Genomic DNA, 17856 nt, shown 5'->3' on the forward strand with positions numbered 1-17856 from the left:
CCCACGGGATACCGTGTGCAACCGGGTCAGCCGAGCTCGGCCGGGTCAGCCGAGGAGCTGGGCGATCTGGCGCAGCCCCACCTGCTCGAAGGGCTCGTTCCCGACCCCGAACGCCCAGACCGCGGTGCCGATCGCCTCGACCACCAGCGTGCGCCGCCAGAGACTGCCCTCGCGCGGATCATGCCCGTATCCCGCGAGGAAAGCCTCCTCGAGACGAGGATCGCGGGCGAAGTCCTGCCGGGCGAGTCGGGCGAAGTCCTCGACGCGCGGCCGCAGATCAGCCCTGCCGAAGTCGATCACCCGCACCTGGCCCTGATCGATGAGCCAGTTGCGCGGCTGCCAGTCCCCATGGGTCGGCACCAGCGTGACCTCGCCCGTCGGCTCCCAGGCATCGACCTCCGCGCTCAGGTGCGCGGCCGCGTGAATGTCGATACGGTGCGGTTGCTCGAGCCAGCTCCGAGCCCGGTCCGCCAGGCGCGCGTCCCAGTCCGTCACCGTCACGGACTGCTGGGCATGGAAGCGGGCCAGCAGCTCCCCGGCCTGCCGATAGGTGCCTGGATCACTCTGCGCACCGTGGCCTTCCACCAGCGTGCCGGGAAGAAATCTGGTCACCAGCAGCTTCGCCTCCTCATCGGCGTGGAGGAGACGCGGGGCATGCCCGGTGCGCACCCACGGATCGAGCCACTCGCGATGGGCGCGCAGCTCGCGGCGGAGGTGATGGTCCGCAGGGCCGCCGGCCTTCACGATGACGGCGCCGTGCACGGGCGACTCGAGCTGGAGCACAGTGGTCTGGACCAGCCCCCAGCTGTGGTCGTGCGCCAGCGCAGCGTCCGGCAGCCACCGGTCCAGCAGGGCCCGCTGGTGCTCGGTCAATGCGCTCAGTGCCATGGCACGACCGTACTGACATCCGTGCCATCCGGGGCGAACATCACGTTCTCCACCCCTGGGCTGCGAGCCCCCGCTCCGTACACTGGACAGCCGGACGAGGGAAGGTGGACGGGGTGAAGGTGCTGGCAGCGATGAGCGGCGGCGTGGATTCCGCGGTCGCGGCGGCGCGCGCAGCCGAGGCCGGGCATGAGGTGGTCGGCGTGCATATGGCGCTGTCGAAGAACCGCGACCAGACCCGCACCGGCTCCCGTGGCTGCTGCACGGTGGAGGACGCCTCGGACGCCCGCCGCGCCGCCGACCGCATCGGTATCCCGTACTACGTCTGGGACCTCTCCGATGACTTCCACGACCTGGTCGTCGAGGACTTCCTGTCCGAGTACGCGGCAGGCCGCACCCCGAACCCCTGCGTGCGCTGCAACGAGCGGATCAAGTTCGCCTCGCTCATGGAGCGCGCCACCCTGCTGGGCTTCGATGCCGTGTGCACCGGTCACTACGCCTCGATCCGCACCGACGGACCGGACGGCGCGCCGTCCCTGCACCGTTCACGGAATATGGCGAAGGACCAGTCCTATGTGCTCGCGGTGATGGGGCCGGAGGCCGTGGGCCGCTCCCTGTTCCCCCTCGGCGAGTACGAGACCAAGGCCGAGGTGCGCGAAGAAGCCCGATCCCGCGGACTCGGCGTCTCCACCAAGCCCGACAGCTACGACATCTGCTTCGTCGCCGACGGGGACACCCGCGGCTTCCTCGAGCGCAACCTCGGCGAGGCGCCGGGCGAGGTCCTCGACGATCAGGGAACGGTGCTCGGCACCCACCGCGGGACCCACGGCTTCACGATCGGTCAGCGCAAGGGCCTGGGGATCCAGCAACCCGCTCCCGACGGTGCCCCCCGCTACGTCGTGGACATCGATCCTGACTCCCGCCAGGTGGTGATCGGAGCCGGTGAGCTGCTGTCCACGCGGGAGCTGATCGCGACCGACGTGATCTCCTTCGAGCCGCTCGAGGTGGGACGTCAGGTCCATGCCCAGATCCGCGCCCACGGCGACGCGACCCCTGCGGTGATCCTCGAGACCCCATCCACCGAGGAGCCCGCGAACGGCGCCGGCAGCAGCCTGCGGGTGCAGCTCAGCACTCCTATCCGTGGTGTCGCCCCTGGCCAGACCCTCGTCATCTATGACGGAGACCGAGTCCTGGCCGCCGCCACCCTGGAGCGCCGTCGATGAAGCCCCTGGTCACCCTCACCGGAGACGGCACCTTCCGTGCTCCCACGCCTGAGCAGGCGCTCAGGCTCGAGCTTCCGCAGGACCCGCCGCTCGCGGCGCTCATGCGCCTGCGCTCCCTGCTCGGTGATGACCTCGAGGAGCAGATCGCCACCCGGCTCTATCTGCCCTCCGCGCTCGGTCGCGACGAGACCGACCATCTGCTCCCGGCCAGTCTGGCTCTGCTCGCCGAGACCACCGGAGACCTCGTCAGCTACGGCTGGCGCCTGGGTTCCGGCACCGGACGGGCCTGGCAGCACGCCCGCGAGCTGCGGGAGCGGATGCTGGATGCGGCACGGATCGCCCTGCTGGGCTATGAGGGTGCGCTGATGACCACCGCTCTGGGCCCCGCCACCCTTTCCGGCGCCACCTTTCTGCAGTCGGGGGAGCGGACGCTCGGCGATCCCGGGGCCGTGCGTGACCTGCCGATGCTGCTGGCTGAGGGGCTGGTCGGCCATCTGACCTCCCTGCAGGAGCGGGTCCCCGGCGCGCAGCTTCACGTGCTGCTGCGAGAGGATGCCGTGGCCGCGGTCCATCAGGGCCGGATCCCCACGCCCTCCGGTCGGCGTCGCTACGCGCCCTTGCCCGCCCAGGAGATCGGGGTGCTCTGGAGCTGCCTGTTCGTGGCCCTCGAGGAGTACGGACTGGACGCGAACTCCGTCACGCTCGGCGTCGGAGCCGACATCTCCCTGCTGCGCGCCGCCCGTGACGCGGGTGCCCGCCGGATGGCGATCGCCCCGCGCCGGCTGCCCGCGCTGACCACCCCGGAGGGCCGTGCGCTCTGGGAGGGCATCGCTGAAGCCGCCGACGACGGCTGCGTCTTCGAACTGGTCGTCGACCCCAGGCCCGGCGGGCTGCTGGGCCCCGAGCTGGAGATGATGTTCGAGACCTGGCGGCGCCTGGGACACAGCGATGCCGACGCTGCGGGAATCGCCGTGATCGCCCACACCGGCGCGTCCCATGACCTGCACAGCGGCCTGGTCGATCCCTCCGCCCAGCCGGAGGCATCGACCCTGCTCGACGAGCAGGCGCTCGAGGCACTGCTGCGGGTCGCGCCCTCATGGGCGGAACGCCTGACCGCCTGACCTGCCCCGGAGGTTCCTGGCCTGACTGATATCGGCGGCTCCGCTCCCTGCCCGTGCGCCGCAGTCCGCCCGTGCGTCACAATGTTCTGGTGACCACGAACGAGCAGGAACCCCGCACCGCTGACGAGACGGCGCAGCAGCGCATCGCCTCACTCACCGCGCAGATCGAGCAGGCGCGCGTGGACTACTACGAGCACGATGCGCCCACCATGGCCGATGCCGAATACGACCGGCTCGAGCAGGAGCTGCGCACGCTCGAGGAGGCGAACCCGCAGCTCGCTGCCGAGGATTCACCCACCCGGACCGTCGGCGGGGCCGCCGCCGCTGGCCTGCCCACGATCGAGCATGCCGAGCGGATGCAGAGCCTGGACAATGTGTTCTCGATCGAGGATCTGCGCGAGTGGTGCTCCCATGCCGCCGCGGAGATCGGTGGGACGGCCCGTTTCCTCACCGAGCTCAAGATCGACGGACTCGCGATCAACCTCCGCTACGAGCACGGAGAGCTGATCACCGCCGCGACCCGTGGAGATGGGCGCACCGGCGAGGACGTCACCGCCAACGCCCTGCGCATCGGCCAGATCCCGCAGCGGCTGGCGGGAACCGGGCACCCAGCGCTGGTCGAGGTGCGCGGCGAGGTGTTCATGCCCACGGAGGACTTCACGCGCCTGAACGAGTTCCAGCTCGAGCTGCGCGAGCGCGCCGTCCTCGAATCCCGCACCCGCTGGGAATCCCGGCAAGCCAGCGGCCGTCGCTCCTTCGACGAGGAGCGCGAGCTGATCGCCGCGACCCGACGCTTCCCCACCTTCGCGAACCCGCGCAACACCGCCGCTGGTGGGCTGCGCCAGCAGCTGGAGAAGAAGGACGGGCTCGAGCGCGAGGCCGGGGACGCCAGGCTGGCCGCGCTGCAGCTCACGGTGCACGGCCTCGGTGCCTGGCCGGATCCGCCGGTGGGCTCGCAGAGCGAGATGTATGAGCTGCTCGCCTCCTGGGGCCTTCCCACCAGTGAGTACATGGCCGTCACCGACTCGATCGACGAGGTGGTCACCTACGTCGAGCATTATGGCGAGCACCGTCACGACGTCGAGCACGAGATCGACGGGATCGTCGTCAAGATCGACACCTTCGCCCAACAGCGAGCCCTCGGCTCCACCTCCCGCGCCCCACGCTGGGCGACCGCCTTCAAGTACCCGCCCGAAGAGGTCACCACCACGTTGCTGGACATCCAGGTGCAGGTGGGGCGCACCGGGCGGGTGACCCCGTTCGGCATCATGGAGCCGGTCTCCGTCGCGGGATCGACGGTCGAGAAGGCGACCCTGCATAACCAGTTCGATGTCGAGCGCAAGGGGGTGCTGATCGGCGACACCATCATCCTGCGCAAGGCAGGTGACGTGATCCCCGAGATCCTCGGGCCGGTCGAGTCCCGGCGCGATGGCAGCGAACGTCCCTTCGTGATGCCCACCGAATGCCCGGCCTGCGGCACCGAGATCCGCCCCGAGAAGGAAGGGGACAAGGACTGGCGCTGCCCCAATCAGAAGGACTGCCCCGCACAGGTCTCCGGCCGGGTCGAGCATGCCGGCTCCCGCGGAGCCTTCGACATCGAGTCGCTCGGCGAGGAGAGCGCGATCGCGCTCACCGATCCCGACAAGCGCCGCGGCGAGGCCCTCGCCGCCCTCGCCGCGGGCCATGCGGTGCACCTGCCGATCCGCGACATCGCCGACACCGAGCAGAGCAACTTCGTGGTGATCAAGAACGGTGAGCTCACCGCCGGCACCGACGGAGTACCACTCCTGCGGATCACCGAGGCGGATGATCCGATGCTGCCCGCACTCCAGCAGCCCGTGATCACCACCGGCTCCGACCTCTTCGACCTCACTCCGGCAGCCCTGCAGGAGGTGTTCGTCTGGCAGCCCGAGCGGCGCGACGGGGAACCGACGGGGGACTGGCGGATACAGCCCGCCTTCTGGTCCCGGCCCCAGTTCCGCCATTACAAGCGTGAGGCGGTCTGGAAGCAGGTCAAGGAGTCGGTGGTGCTCAAGTCCACCGAGATGCTGATGAACGAACTCGAGAAGGCGAAGGAGCAGCCGCTCTGGCGAGTGCTGGTCGCGCTCTCGATCCGCCATGTGGGCCCCTCTGCCGCGCGGTCCCTCGCCACGGCCTACGGCTCGATGGAGGCGATCCGCGAGGCGAGCATCGAACAGCTCTCGGACACCGACGGAGTCGGCGGGATCATCGCCGAGGCGGTCCTCGAATGGTTCGCAGTCGACTGGCACCGCGAGCTGGTGGACGGCTGGGCGAGCTCGGGGGTGCGGATGAAGGATGACATCGCCGAAGGCTTCGTGAAGACCCTCGAGGGGCTGACCGTGGTGGTCACCGGCGGCCTCGAGGGGTTCACCCGCGACGGCGCCAAGGAGGCGATCATCTCGCGAGGAGGGAAGGCTTCCGGCTCGGTCTCCAAGAAGACCGACTTCGTGGTGGTCGGCGAGAATGCCGGGACGAAGGAGACCAAGGCCCGGGACCTCGGCCTGCGGATCCTCGATGAGGCAAGCTTCGCAGCACTGCTCGCCGGCGGGGCTGATGCGGTCGCGCTCGAGCCCGAAGATCCTGAAGATCCTGAGCAGTCTGAGCAGTCTGAGGGCTCCGAAGCGAGCGAGGACTCTGCGGCGCAGGAGACTCCCGCGGAGTGAACGCGCCGCCGCCGGGGAGCGCTCCCCGGCGTTGGCTCACGCCTCCAGCGCGAGGGCCAGCGGAAGCACCGGCCCGGATCCGGCACGGCGCAGCGCGCGGGCGGCGACGGTCATCGTCCAGCGTGAAGAGATGCTGTCGTCCACCAGCAGCAGCGGTGCACCCTCCTGCTCTTCGAGCCGCTGCTGCAGCTCCTCGGTGACCACGAAGCGGTCCCAGAGATCCGCCAGCCGGAAGGCGCTGTTCCCCCCGGCGCGCAGCGGCTCGGCGCCGGGGGCGAGGCCGAGCTGTCCGAGGTCCGCAAGGCGGCCCACGTTCGCAATGCCGGCGGCGAGGGAGCTCACCAGGTGCGGACGGGTCAGCGACGGGATCGCGACCACTGCTGCCGGGCGCTGCTCCCAGTCCCAGGCTGCGAGCACCTCGACGATCCGACGGCCCAGGGCATCAGGCACCTCGGAGTCCACCGGGCGGCCTTCCTCGTCGGTGCGCAGCACCTGACGCAGCAGACCCGCCCAACCGAGGTCGGAGGAGCGGGCCAGCGCCCGTCCCTCCTCCGCGCGCTGGGTCGCAGGGATGTTCCCGCGCGGAGTGCGTCCGCTGTCGTCGATCACGCCCAGCCGGTCCAGCCCCTGGGGCCACTGCGCGCGCGGCGTCACCGGCACCCCGACCCGCTCCAGCAGCGCAGAGACCTGCGCAGCAGCGCTGTCCTGTGCGGCGGAGGCCCCTGCTGATCCGGTCCCTGCAGATCCGCTGCCGGGCGCCGGATACCAGGGCCCCGCGCACACATCGCAGCGACCGCAGGGGGTCGCGGTGTCGTCATCGAGCTGCCGCGCCAGGAACAGCATCCGGCACTGCTGCGGATCTCCGCTCTCCAGCCGCTCGTACTCGAGCATGGCCTGCTGCTCCTCGCGCCGTGCCCGGGCGACTTTCTCGTAGCGAGGCCCGTCATAGACCCACGGCGTTCCGGTCGCGATCCAGCCGCCCTTGACGTTCTGCACCGCCCCGTCGACCGCGAGCACCTTCAGCAGCAGCTCGAGCGGAGTGCGGCGCACGTCCACCCGCGCTTCCAGCGCCGGGGTGGACAGCGGCCGGTCCGAGGAGGCCAGAGCGCTGAGGACAGCGCTTGCGCTCTCCTGCGAGGGCATCGACGCGGTCGCGAAGTACTCCCAGATCGCGCGGTCCTCCCGGCCGGGCAGCAGCAGGACGTCCGCGGTGTCAGTGGCGCGCCCCGCACGTCCCACCTGCTGGTAGTAAGCGACCGGAGAGCTCGGTGCGCCGAGGTGGACCACGAATCCCAGATCCGGCTTGTCGAACCCCATCCCCAGCGCGCTGGTCGCCGCGAGCGCCTTGACCTCGTTGTTCTTCAGCGCGCGTTCCAGCTCGGCCCGTTCCTCGGAATCGGTGCGGCCGGTATAGGCCCGCACCCGCCGGTCCGGCCGGTCCAGCAGCTCGGCGAGATCCTCGGCCGCGGAGACGGTGAGGGTGTAGATGATTCCCGAGCCGGGCATCTGGTCAAGGTGTTCTACCAGGTAGGACAGGCGCGTCCGATCGTCGTCGAGCGAGAGCGACCCCAGGCGCAGCGAGGCACGGGTCAGCGGACCACGCAGGGTGAGCACACCGCCCTCGGCGTCGGTGCCCTGCGGCCCCTGGACCCCGAGCTGCTCGGCGACATCGGCCACCACACGCGAGTTAGCGGTCGCGGTGGTGGCGAGCACGGGCACCTCGGGACCGAGCTCGGCGACCAGATCCCGCAGTCGCCGATAGTCGGGCCGGAAGTCGTGGCCCCAGTCGGAGATGCAGTGGGCCTCATCGATCACCAGCAGCCCGCACCGCTCCACCAGGCGAGGCAGCTGCTCCTCCCGGAAACGGGGGTTGACCAGTCGTTCGGGGGAGACCAGGAGCACGTCGATCTCGTCGGCGGCCAGCGCCCGTTCGATCTCGGCCCACTCGGTGGGATTGGCGGAGCTGATCGCCTCGGCCCGTACCCCGGCCCGTCGGGCGGCCGCGACCTGGTCGCGCATGAGAGCGATGAGCGGTGAGACGATCAGCGCTGGCCCGGCGCCGCGGCGACGCTGCAGCAGTGCGGCGAGGAAGTACACCGCAGATTTGCCCCAGCCGGTGCGCTGGACCACGAGGACTCGGCGCCGCTCCTGGACCAGTGCCGAGATGGCCTCGAACTGTCCGTCGTGGAAGTCCGCCCCTGCATGGCCGGTCAGCGCTTCGAGCGCTTCGCGGGCCTCCTCGCGCAGGGAGAGGGCAGAGGATTGGGGTGAGTCGATGCCGGCAGTCATGCCCTCAGTGTGACAAGTCCGCCCGACCGACGAGCCGCGGCGCTCCGCCGCACCCTTTTCTCGACGGGGCTCTAGTCGGCCTTCTCCTGCTCGAGGCGACGCAGACGCTCCGAGGTCGATTCGTCGTCACGCAACGGATCCTCCTTGGTGGCCAGCGCGCGGCGCATCCGGGCCTCGAGCTCCTGGGCCTCGCGGATCCGAGGATCCTCCGACAGCTCCTCCCCGTCCTCCGGGTCATGGGCGTGGTAGTCGATGTTCGGGTCGACAGACATGTCGAGGTCCCTTCATGGTCGGTGGGGAAGCAGGAGTCTACCGAAGTGATCGGGCGGCACCACGCTGTGACTCAGGCGGCACCATGCTGGCAACCAGGTGGCGAAGTGCTGCGAGGCAGGACGCTCTGGGCTGGGAATCCGGCAGCTCCGCGGCGGGATCGGTAGGCTCTGCCGGGTGACCCGACGCTCCCGCTCCAGCTCCCAGCCCTCGACTCTCCGCCCGCTCACGGGTTCCCGACTCGGCGAGGCGCTCATCGCCGGCTGGCGGCCGCTGCAGCGGCTCGACGTCGACGGCTTCTCGCTGCTGCGCTCACGGGGTGTCACCAAACGCGCACACAGCATCATCGCGCTCGAGCCCCCGGCCGCACCCGACGCGCTCGCCGCGGCCCTTGCCCGGGTGGAGTCGTTGGTCACGATGGTGGGGGAGCAGACCGTGCACCGGATCATCGAGGGCGTGACCCCCGACGGACTGGATGACCTGCTCGCCGCCCGCGGGGACCAGATCGTCGGCAGCAGCGAGATCCTCGAGCTCCCGCTCTCCGGCACCCTGCCCCGGCCTCACCCGTCGGCTGTGATCGCCAACGGCGCCCTCGACGAGGACTGGTTCGAGGCCGCCTGGCGACTGGCGCCGCGCGAGGGCGAGAACTCCCGCCAGACGATGCACGACATCCTCGCTGGCACTCCCGCAGTCCAGGTGCGTCTGCCCACCCCAGACGTCCCCGATGCCGCGGCCGGCCGCGCCGCGCTGGTCGAGGTGGGGAAGGAGACCGTCGCGGTGCTCAACATGATCGCGGTCGACCCCGCGCAGCGACGCCGGGGCCTGGGCCGCGCGCTGTCCGGCACGCTGCTCGCCCTCGCCGCGGTCCAGGGAGCCAGCCGCGTCCTGCTCGAGGTGGAGTCCGACAACACCCCTGCCCGCACCCTGTACCGAGACCTCGGCTTCCATCGGATCGGCGGCTATCACTACCGGGTGGGCCAGACACCCCGGGACCCGTCCTAGAATGACCCACATGCCTTCGATCGGACGAGATGACGTCGCACGCCTCGCCGACCTCGCACGGATCCAGCTCACCGATGAGGAGATCGACCGCTTCGCCGGCGAGTTCGACTCCATCATGGATGCTGTCGCCTCCGTGTCCGAGGTCGCCACTGAGGATGTACCCGCGACGTCCCACCCCATTGCCATGACCAACGTCTTCCGTGAGGACGTCGTCGAGACCACCTTGACCCAGGAGCAGGCGCTCGCCGGCGCTCCTGAGGCGCAGGACGGCCGCTTCGCCGTCCCGCAGATCCTCGGGGAGGAGTGAGCATGACCGACATCATCCGCACCAGCGCCGCCGCTCAGGCCGCCGCGCTCGCCGCCGGTGAGGTCTCCTCCGAGGAGCTCACTCGCGCCCACCTGGACCGCATCGCCGCCGTCGACGGCGACCTGAATGCCTTCCTCCACGTCAACACCGACGAAGCGCTCTCCGCCGCCCGCGAGGTCGACACCCGTCGCGCCGCCGGCGAGGAGCTGCACGCCCTGGCCGGAGTGCCCATCGCGGTGAAGGACATCGTGGTCACGGAGGGCCAGCCCACCACCGCGGGCTCCAAGATGCTCGAGGGCTGGATCCCGCCCTATGACGCGACCCTGGTGACCGCCCTGCGCAAGGCAGGTCTGCCGATCCTGGGCAAGACCAACATGGACGAGTTCGCGATGGGCTCCTCGACGGAGACCAGCGCCTACGGCCCCACCCGCAACCCCTGGGACCGTGACCGGATCCCCGGTGGCTCCGGCGGCGGCTCCGCCGCGGCCGTCGGCGCCTATGAGGCCCCGCTCGCGATCGGCACCGACACCGGTGGCTCGATCCGTCAGCCCGGCGCCGTCACCGGCACCGTGGGCGTCAAGCCCACCTACGGTTCCGTCTCCCGCTACGGCCTGATCGCCATGGCCAGCTCGCTGGACCAGGCCGGCCCCGTGACCCGCACCGTCGAGGACTCCGCGCTGCTGCACGAGCTCATCGCCGGCCACGACCCGCATGACTCGACCTCCCTCACCGACCCCGTCGGCCCCTTCGCCGCGGCCGCCCGCAGCAAGGACGTCAAGGGACTGCGCGTGGGCGTCATCGAGGAGCTCGAGGGGGAGGGTTTCGCCCCCGAGGTCCGCGCCCGCTTCACCGAGTCGCTCGAGCAGCTCGAGCGCGCCGGCGCCGAGATCGTGCGCGTCTCCTGCCCGAACTTCCGCTACGCACTGGGCGCCTACTACCTGATCATGCCCTCGGAGGCATCCTCGAACCTCGCGAAGTTCGACGGCATGCGCTTCGGCCTGCGCGTGGTCCCCGAAGATCACCCGACCGCGGAGAACGTCATGAAGGCGACCCGCGGCGCCGGCTTCGGCGACGAGGTCAAGCGCCGCATCCTGCTGGGCACCTACGCCCTGTCGGCCGGCTACTTCGACGCCTACTACGGCAGCGCCCAGAAGGTACGCACTCTCGTGCAGCGCGACTTCGCCGCCGCCTTCGAGCAGGTTGACGTGCTCGCCTCGCCGACCGCTCCGACGGTCGCCTTCCGCCTCGGCGAGCAGATCGACGACCCCACCGCGATGTACATGAACGACATCGCCACCATCCCCGCCAACCTCGCCGGAGTCCCGGGCATCTCGCTGCCCAGCGGCCTCGCCGAGGACGGCCTGCCCGCCGGCATCCAGTTCCTCGCCCCGGTCCGCGCCGACGAGCGCCTGTACCGGGTGGGCGGCGCCCTGGAGGCGCTGCTCGAGGACTCCTGGGGCGGCCCCCTGCTGGCCAAGGCCCCCGAGCTCACCGGAGGAGCGAACTGATGAGCACTGCACCCGATATCGAACTCGTCGACTACGACGAGGCCATCTCGCGCTTCGATCCCGTCCTCGGCATCGAGGTCCACGTCGAGCTGGGCACCGCCACCAAGATGTTCGACGGTGCGCCCAATATCTTCGCGGCCGAGCCGAACACGGCGATCACCCCCACCTCGCTGGGCCTGCCCGGCGCGCTGCCGGTGGTGAACCACAAGGCCGTCGAGTACGCGATCAAGATCGGCCTGGCGCTGAACTGTTCGATCGCCGAGACCTGCCGGTTCTCACGCAAGCAGTACTTCTATCCCGACCTCACCAAGAACTTCCAGACCTCGCAGTACGACGAGCCCATCGCCTATGAAGGCTGGGTCGACATCGAGCTGGAGGACGGCGAGATCATCCGCGTGGAGATCGAACGTGCCCACATGGAGGAGGACGCGGGCAAGAACACCCACGTCGGCGGCTCCACCGGGCGCATCCACGGGGCGACCCACTCGCAGGTGGATTACAACCGCGCCGGCGTGCCGCTGGTCGAGATCGTCACCAAGCCGATCCCGAACACCAAGGGTCGCGCCCCCGAGGTCGCCGCTGCGTATGTGCGCACCCTGCGGGACATCTTCCGGACGCTCGACGTCTCCGAGGCGAAGATGGAGCGCGGCAACGTGCGCGCGGACATCAACGTGTCGCTGCGGGCGAACCCCGAGGCCGAGCTGGGCACCCGCACCGAGACGAAGAACGTGAACTCGTTCCGCTCGATCGAGCGGACGGTCCGCTACGAGATCTCCCGGCAGGCGGGCGTGCTCGACGCGGGCGAGAAAGTCATCCAGGAGACTCGCCACTTCCACGAGGACACTGGCGGCACCTCCTCGGGCCGCCCCAAGTCCGATGCTGAGGACTACCGCTACTTCCCCGAGCCGGATCTGGTGCCAGTCGCCCCGAGCCGCGAATGGGTCGAGGAGATCCGCGCCACCCTGCCCGAGCTGCCCGCCGCTCGTCGGCGCCGTCTGCTCGGCGACTGGGGCTTCAGCGACCTCGAGATGCGGGACGTCATCAACGCCGACGCCCTCGACCTCATCGAGGCGACCGTTGCTGCCGGCGCGAGCGCCCAGAGCGCCCGCAAGTGGTGGATGGGCGAGCTGGCCCGCATCGCGAAGGACCGCGATCTCGAGCTCACGGCTCTTGGGGTCTCCCCGGTCCAGGTCGCTGAGCTGCAGGGCCTGGTCGACGGCACGAAGATCAACGACAAGATCGCCAAGCAGGTGCTCATCAAGGTGCTCGACGGCAACGGCGACCCGGCCGCAATCGTCGAGTCCGAGGGCCTTGCTGTCGTCTCCGATGACTCGGTGCTCACCGGCGCGGTGGACCAGGCGATCGCCGACAACCCGGACGTGGTCGCGAAGATCCAGAGCGGCAAGGTCCAGGCGATCGGCGCCCTCATCGGTCCGATCATGAAGGCCACCCGCGGTCAGGCCGACGCCGGCCGGGTGCGGGAGATCATCATGGAGAAGCTCGGCGTGAGCTGAGGTTCCGAGAGTTGTGGACGGCCCGACCCTGCGTGATGCGGGGTCGGGCCGTTCGCCGTCGTGGAGTAGGGCCCCGCCCCGCGTCGCTGTGAACGACCACACACAAGAGGTCAAGAATCGGTAAATTGTCGCGGCGCCAGATTGTCCGGCGCTGATAACTGGGTTTTGCTGCCGTCCCAGCATGACCAGTGGGAACGCCCCTCTCGTGCACGGTTCTCAGCACTGGCCCACGCGCAACTCAGCGTCTGTACAGTCGTCGATGCGCTGGCGCCAGTGCCTCCCCGGCCCACCGGGTGACGGCTGCGGCGCCACGAACCCGACACCACAGGCGGACCATCCCGCCGGAGGAGCACACGCCCGATGACAGGCATAGACGCAGCCGTCGAAAGATACTTCGGCCCGATCGCGGACTGGCTCAGCGCCATCGTGTTCTTCGAGGTCCCGGTCTTCGGCGGGGTGCCGGTCATCGTGGTCTGGCTGATGGCCGCCGCGATCTTCCTCACCGTCTGGCTGCGCTTCCAGCCGATCACCGGGCTCAAGCACTCGCTCAAGGTGATCCGCGGCCGATACACCGCCAAGACCGACCCGGGCGAGGTCTCGAGCTATCAGGCGCTGGCGACCGAGCTCTCGGGCACGGTGGGTCTGGGCAACATCGCCGGCGTCGCTGTGGCGATCAGCGCCGGCGGACCCGGTGCAGCGCTGTGGATCGCGCTCTTCGGATTCTTCGCGATGAGCGTGAAGATGGCTGAGGCCACGCTCGGAGTGCTGTTCCGCAAGGTCAACGAGGACGGGACCACCGAGGGCGGCCCCATGTACTACCTGCGGGACGGTCTCGCCTCGATCGGCCGCAAGCGCCTGGGTGGGGTGCTCGCGGTCCTGTATGCGATCTTCGCCCTGGTCGGCGTGTTCGGTGCCGGAAACCTCTTCCAGGCCAACCAGGTCGCGGCGATCATCTCCGGCGCCACGGGCAGCGGCTTCCTCGAGGGGAACGGCTGGGTCATCGGCGTGGTGCTCGCGGTCCTCGCCGGTGCCGTCGTGCTCGGTGGCGTGAAGTCGATCGCGCGCTGGACCTCAGCGCTGACTCCCGCCATGGCCGTGCTCTACACGGCCTGCATCCTGATCATTTTGGCCATGAACATCACGGCCGTCCCGCAGGCCTTCGGGCAGATCATCACCGGTGCCTTCACCGCGGACGGCGTCACCGGCGGCATCATCGGCGTGGCCGTGATCGGCATCCAGCGGGCCCTGTTCTCCAACGCGGCGGGCGTGGGTTCCGCGGCGATGGCGCACAGCGCCTCGAAGACCAAGGAACCCGCCACGGAGGGATTCACCGCGATGTGGGAGCCGCTGGTGGACTCCATCGGTGTCTGCATGCTCACCGCGCTGGCGATCGTGGTCACCGGCGTGTACTCGACCGGCGACGCGGATGGCGTGGCCCTCACCGCAAGCGCCTTCGCGACGGTGGCTGGCTGGTTCCCGGTTCTGCTCACCATCGCGGTGACGCTTTTCGGCTTCTCCACGATCCTCGCCTATGCCTACTACGGAGAGCTGAACGCGATGTTCCTCTTCGGCAGCAGCAACGGCGTGAAGACCGGATTTCGCATCATCTGGGTGCTGGCCATCGTGGTCGGTGCCGCGATCTCGCTGGATTCCGTGATCGCCTTCTCCGATGCGATGTTCTTCCTCATGGCGCTTCCGAACCTGCTGGGCATCTATTTCCTCGCGCGAGTGCTGCGGTTGGAGATCCTGCGCCACAAGTACCGCGTGAGCGTCGGGGCCCTCGGCGAGATTGACCCCGAGCTGCGGGTGGGTATGCGCGACCATGAGCCCACCTCGGAGCAGGTGGCCGCCGAGCGCAAGCAGACTCTGACCGAGGAGCTGCGGCTCGCGGATCTGCACCGTCAGCTGGCGGAGGACCCGGATTTCCCGGTCCGGGCGGACCATCACGACGAGGACCTCTTCTCTCCGATGGGTGCACCGGAGGGTTGGGGCCTGGCCACCGATCCCGACGCGGACGCCGATCCTGACGGTGACACCCTCACGAAGGACCCCGCGGGACGATGAGCGAGGGCAGGGGCGGCGGCGATCGACCCTTTGCCGGGTGGACCGGGTCGGTGGGGTGGACCGGCCGGGTGGCGGCGACTACGGTCGCGCTGAGGTCCCACCGAAATCGCCCGGGACGCGCACGGATACGCGAAGAGGCACTGGGGAGCGGCCGTGATGAGCAGGCAGGGAACGACGGGCATGCTGAGGGCGGCGAGCGGTCTGCGGCGCCGGATCGCTGCCGGAGGGGCTGCACTGGGGGTGATCGCATCACTTGCGCTGATGGGCTGCACGCGAGACGGTGAGGAGCCGGCAGCGCCGTCCGAGCCGAGTGCGTCGTCCACGCAGCGGACACCCTCGGCGGCCCCGTCGACGTCCGAGGAGGACCAGCCCACCGCGGGTGGCGCAGGCCCGGCGCCGAGCGACGGGGGCGGAGCGCACGCTCCCGATCCCACCGACCCCGGCAGTCACTACCTGTTCCTGCCCCTCCTCGATGGCGCCGAGACGGTGCCCGCCGAGGAGGTCGGCAGCGAGGTCAGCAACTTCCTGGAGTCCTCGGTGAGCAGCCCCGATTGCCCTGGCGACGTGCTCCTCGGTGAGCAGATCAGGTGCACAGGCGGCAGTATCGAGGGAGATTTCCTCGAGGAGGTCTCTGAGACCTGGGACGTGGCCCTGGTGCGCACCACCAATGGGAACACCGCCCTGATCGTGCGCGCCGCCGCCGAGGATGCGGGGGAGCTCCCGCTGCAGGCGGATCAGATCTTCCACTTCGCGTATCTGGTGGGCCAGGACGAGACCCCCGAGGTGGTCGCCACCGCGACCGAAGAGGGTTTCCGTGCGACCCAGGTCAGCGACGGACCCTCCGACGTGGACGTCACCGTCTCCTGCGAGGATGGCGAGGATCTTGAGCGCTCCATGATCTGCGAGGTCTCGGGTGGGCAGCCTGCCGATGCTGCGGGCACCTGGTTCGGGATCGGCCACGACAGCGTCATCGAGGACTCCGCGGTCTACCTCTTCGTGGAGCACGCGGGTCGCTAGTCGATGATGGCCCTCGCCGTCCGCCGTCCGGATGGTGACACCGGCATCTCGTATGGCGGCGTAGCATTCCTGCATGGTTCAGCTTCGTTCCCGCACCTCGACCCACGGCCGCAATATGGCCGGCGCCCGCGCCCTGTGGCGCGCCACCGGCATGAAGAGCGGCGACTTCGGCAAACCGATCATCGCGATCGCGAACTCGTACACCCAGTTCGTGCCGGGCCACGTCCACCTCAAGAACATGGGTGACCTGGTCGCCGGGGCGATCGCGGAGGCTGGCGGCGTCTCCAAGGAGTTCAACACCATCGCCGTGGACGACGGCATCGCCATGGGGCACGGCGGCATGCTGTACTCGCTGCCCAGCCGTGACCTCATCGCCGACTCCATCGAGTACATGGTCAACGCCCACACGGCGGATGCACTGGTGTGCATCTCGAACTGCGACAAGATCACCCCGGGTCACATGATGGCCGCGATGCGGCTGAACATCCCCGTCGTCTTCGTCTCCGGCGGCCCCTCCGAGTCCGGCAAGCCGGTCGAGGGTGTCACCGAGCATCGCATCGACCTGGTCGATGCGATGTCGCTCAGCGCCGACGACTCCATCACTGACGCGCAGCTCGCTGAGGTGGAGGAGAACGCCTGCCCCACCTGCGGCTCCTGCTCCGGAATGTTCACCGCGAACTCGATGAACTGCCTCACCGAGGTGCTCGGGCTGTCCCTGCCCGGCAACGGCACCACGCTGGCCACCCATGCCTTCCGCAAGGAGCTCTTCCTCGAGGCCGGGCGGAAGGTCGTCGAGCTCTCCAAGCGCTACTACGAGGACGAGGACGAGTCGGTGCTGCCGCGCTCGATCGCCACCAAGGCCGCGTTCAGCAACGCCATGGCGATGGATGTCGCCATGGGCGGCTCGACCAACACCATCCTGCACATACTCGCCGTCGCGATCGAGGGCGGTGTCGACTTCACCCTGGATGACATCGACCGCATCTCACGCCTGGTGCCCACTCTGTCCAAGGTCGCCCCGAATGGCACCGCGCACGTGGAGGACGTCCACCGTGCCGGTGGCATCCCTGCGATCCTCGGCGAGCTGGATCGCGCCGGTCTGCTGGACCACAACATCCACACCGTCCACTCGCCGGACCTGGCCAGCTGGCTCGCGGAATGGGACATCCGCAGCGGCACCGCCTCGAAGAAGGCCGAGGCGCTGTTCCATGCCGCCCCTGGCGGGGTGCGCACCACCCAGGCCTTCTCCACCACGAACACCTGGGACGAGCTGGACACCGACGGCGAGAACGGCGTGGTCCGCTCGGTGCCGCACGCCTACACCAAGGATGGCGGCCTCGCGGTGCTGAAGGGCAACCTCGCGCGTGACGGTGCGGTGTTCAAGACCGCCGGCATCACCGAGGACCTCTTCCACTTCGAGGGCACCGCGGTGGTCTGCGACTCCCAGGAAGTGGCGGTCCAGAAGATCCTCGACAAGACGGTGAAGGCCGGCGACGTCGTGGTGATCCGCTACGAGGGCCCGCAGGGAGGCCCCGGCATGCAGGAGATGCTCTATCCGACGTCCTTCCTCAAGGGCCGGGGACTGGGCAAGACCTGCGCCTTGATCACCGATGGCCGCTTCTCCGGCGGCACCAGCGGCGTCTCCATCGGCCACATCTCGCCAGAAGCGGCTGAAGGAGGGCTGATCGGCCTGATCGAGGACGGCGACAAGATCATCATGGATGTCGACAAGCGCCTGCTCGAGCTCGACGTCCCTGAGGCGGAGCTCGACAGGCGTCGTGTGGCGAAGGGGCCGCTGCCGTGGCGTCCCGAGAACCGCGACCGCAAGGTCTCCCAGGCGCTCAAGGTCTATGCGCACCTGGTGCGCTCGGCGACCTACGGCGCGACCCGTCGGCTCCTGGACTGAGCCGAACCGGCACCCATCCCCTCTGAACTGTCGCCTGGCGCATGCCATGGCGACAGCTCAGAGGGG

Annotated in this window: 13 protein-coding genes; 10 read left to right on the forward strand and 3 right to left on the reverse strand. The window is 69.5% G+C overall.

The genetic code is table 11. The features are described 5' to 3' along the window. Positions 1-45: 45 nt before the first annotated feature. Entirely contained in the window at positions 46-888 is an 843-nt protein-coding gene (locus ABD893_RS10065; RefSeq protein ID WP_345079190.1) for a phosphotransferase family protein, read from the reverse strand. 113 nt (positions 889-1001) lie between these two features. On the opposite strand from ABD893_RS10065, the gene mnmA reads away from it, so the two are divergent. From mnmA to ABD893_RS10080, 3 genes are all read left to right on the forward strand, one after another. After that, positions 1002-2108, forward strand: a complete 1107-nt coding sequence (gene mnmA / locus ABD893_RS10070) for a tRNA 2-thiouridine(34) synthase MnmA (protein WP_345079193.1) — start codon at positions 1002-1004, stop codon at positions 2106-2108. Next, on the forward strand, positions 2105-3229 hold the full coding sequence (locus ABD893_RS10075) for a hypothetical protein (protein WP_345079196.1): 1125 nt from the start codon (positions 2105-2107) through the stop codon (positions 3227-3229). The genes mnmA and ABD893_RS10075 overlap by 4 nt, the downstream gene beginning before the upstream one ends. Before the next feature lie 89 nt (positions 3230-3318). Further along, positions 3319-5913, forward strand: coding sequence for an NAD-dependent DNA ligase LigA (locus ABD893_RS10080; protein ID WP_345079199.1), 2595 nt, complete (start codon positions 3319-3321; stop codon positions 5911-5913). A 36-nt stretch (positions 5914-5949) separates the two neighbouring features. On the opposite strand, the gene ABD893_RS10085 is transcribed toward ABD893_RS10080, so the two are convergent. Both ABD893_RS10085 and ABD893_RS10090 read right to left on the reverse strand, forming a co-directional pair. Then, positions 5950-8202: a RecQ family ATP-dependent DNA helicase gene (locus ABD893_RS10085; protein ID WP_345079202.1), complete on the reverse strand. Its 2253-nt coding sequence runs from the start codon at positions 8200-8202 to the stop codon at positions 5950-5952. A gap of 71 nt (positions 8203-8273) precedes the next feature. Then, complete coding sequence (locus tag ABD893_RS10090; protein WP_345079205.1) at positions 8274-8474, reverse strand: hypothetical protein; 201 nt, start codon at positions 8472-8474, stop codon at positions 8274-8276. Positions 8475-8649: 175 nt separating this feature from the next. Here ABD893_RS10090 and ABD893_RS10095 point away from each other — a divergent pair, with 175 nt between their 5' ends. The 7 genes from ABD893_RS10095 (at position 8650) to ilvD (ending at position 17790) form a co-directional block, all read left to right on the forward strand. Continuing rightward, entirely contained in the window at positions 8650-9474 is an 825-nt protein-coding gene (locus ABD893_RS10095) for a GNAT family N-acetyltransferase (protein WP_345079208.1), read from the forward strand. A gap of 10 nt (positions 9475-9484) precedes the next feature. After that, positions 9485-9781 carry an Asp-tRNA(Asn)/Glu-tRNA(Gln) amidotransferase subunit GatC gene (gene gatC, locus ABD893_RS10100; RefSeq protein ID WP_193116046.1) on the forward strand — a complete coding sequence of 99 codons (297 nt, stop codon included), beginning with the start codon at positions 9485-9487 and terminating at the stop codon, positions 9779-9781. A 2-nt stretch (positions 9782-9783) separates the two neighbouring features. Then, the gene (gene gatA / locus ABD893_RS10105) at positions 9784-11289 is read left to right on the forward strand and encodes an Asp-tRNA(Asn)/Glu-tRNA(Gln) amidotransferase subunit GatA (protein ID WP_345079212.1); all 1506 of its coding nucleotides are present in this window, start codon (positions 9784-9786) and stop codon (positions 11287-11289) included. Continuing rightward, entirely contained in the window at positions 11289-12803 is a 1515-nt protein-coding gene (gene gatB, locus ABD893_RS10110) for an Asp-tRNA(Asn)/Glu-tRNA(Gln) amidotransferase subunit GatB (protein ID WP_345079215.1), read from the forward strand. The genes gatA and gatB overlap by 1 nt, the downstream gene beginning before the upstream one ends. 360 nt (positions 12804-13163) lie before the next feature. After that, positions 13164-14867, forward strand: a complete 1704-nt coding sequence (locus tag ABD893_RS10115) for an alanine/glycine:cation symporter family protein (RefSeq protein ID WP_345079218.1) — start codon at positions 13164-13166, stop codon at positions 14865-14867. Positions 14868-15023: 156 nt separating this feature from the next. Continuing rightward, a complete protein-coding gene (locus tag ABD893_RS10120) occupies positions 15024-15884 on the forward strand; it encodes a hypothetical protein (protein WP_345079221.1) in 861 nt (286 codons plus the stop codon). A gap of 73 nt (positions 15885-15957) precedes the next feature. After that, positions 15958-17790 (forward strand): dihydroxy-acid dehydratase, encoded by a 1833-nt coding sequence (gene ilvD / locus ABD893_RS10125; RefSeq protein WP_345079224.1) that lies wholly within the window; start codon positions 15958-15960, stop codon positions 17788-17790. The last annotated feature ends 66 nt before the right edge of the window (positions 17791-17856 follow it).

Origin of the sequence: Brachybacterium paraconglomeratum (assembly GCF_039541415.1) — a bacterium.
GTDB lineage: Bacteria > Actinomycetota > Actinomycetes > Actinomycetales > Dermabacteraceae > Brachybacterium > Brachybacterium paraconglomeratum_A.

Coding starts and splice junctions, on each gene's coding strand:
- ABD893_RS10085 (WP_345079202.1), bottom strand. CDS start 8,202: ATGACTGCCGGCATCGACTCACCCCAATCCTCTGCCCTCTCCCTGCGC.
- ABD893_RS10120 (WP_345079221.1), top strand. CDS start 15,024: ATGAGCAGGCAGGGAACGACGGGCATGCTGAGGGCGGCGAGCGGTCTG.
- ABD893_RS10115 (WP_345079218.1), top strand. CDS start 13,164: ATGACAGGCATAGACGCAGCCGTCGAAAGATACTTCGGCCCGATCGCG.
- ABD893_RS10065 (WP_345079190.1), bottom strand. CDS start 888: ATGGCACTGAGCGCATTGACCGAGCACCAGCGGGCCCTGCTGGACCGG.
- gatC (WP_193116046.1), top strand. CDS start 9,485: ATGCCTTCGATCGGACGAGATGACGTCGCACGCCTCGCCGACCTCGCA.
- gatB (WP_345079215.1), top strand. CDS start 11,289: ATGAGCACTGCACCCGATATCGAACTCGTCGACTACGACGAGGCCATC.
- ilvD (WP_345079224.1), top strand. CDS start 15,958: ATGGTTCAGCTTCGTTCCCGCACCTCGACCCACGGCCGCAATATGGCC.
- ABD893_RS10090 (WP_345079205.1), bottom strand. CDS start 8,474: ATGTCTGTCGACCCGAACATCGACTACCACGCCCATGACCCGGAGGAC.
- ABD893_RS10075 (WP_345079196.1), top strand. CDS start 2,105: ATGAAGCCCCTGGTCACCCTCACCGGAGACGGCACCTTCCGTGCTCCC.
- gatA (WP_345079212.1), top strand. CDS start 9,784: ATGACCGACATCATCCGCACCAGCGCCGCCGCTCAGGCCGCCGCGCTC.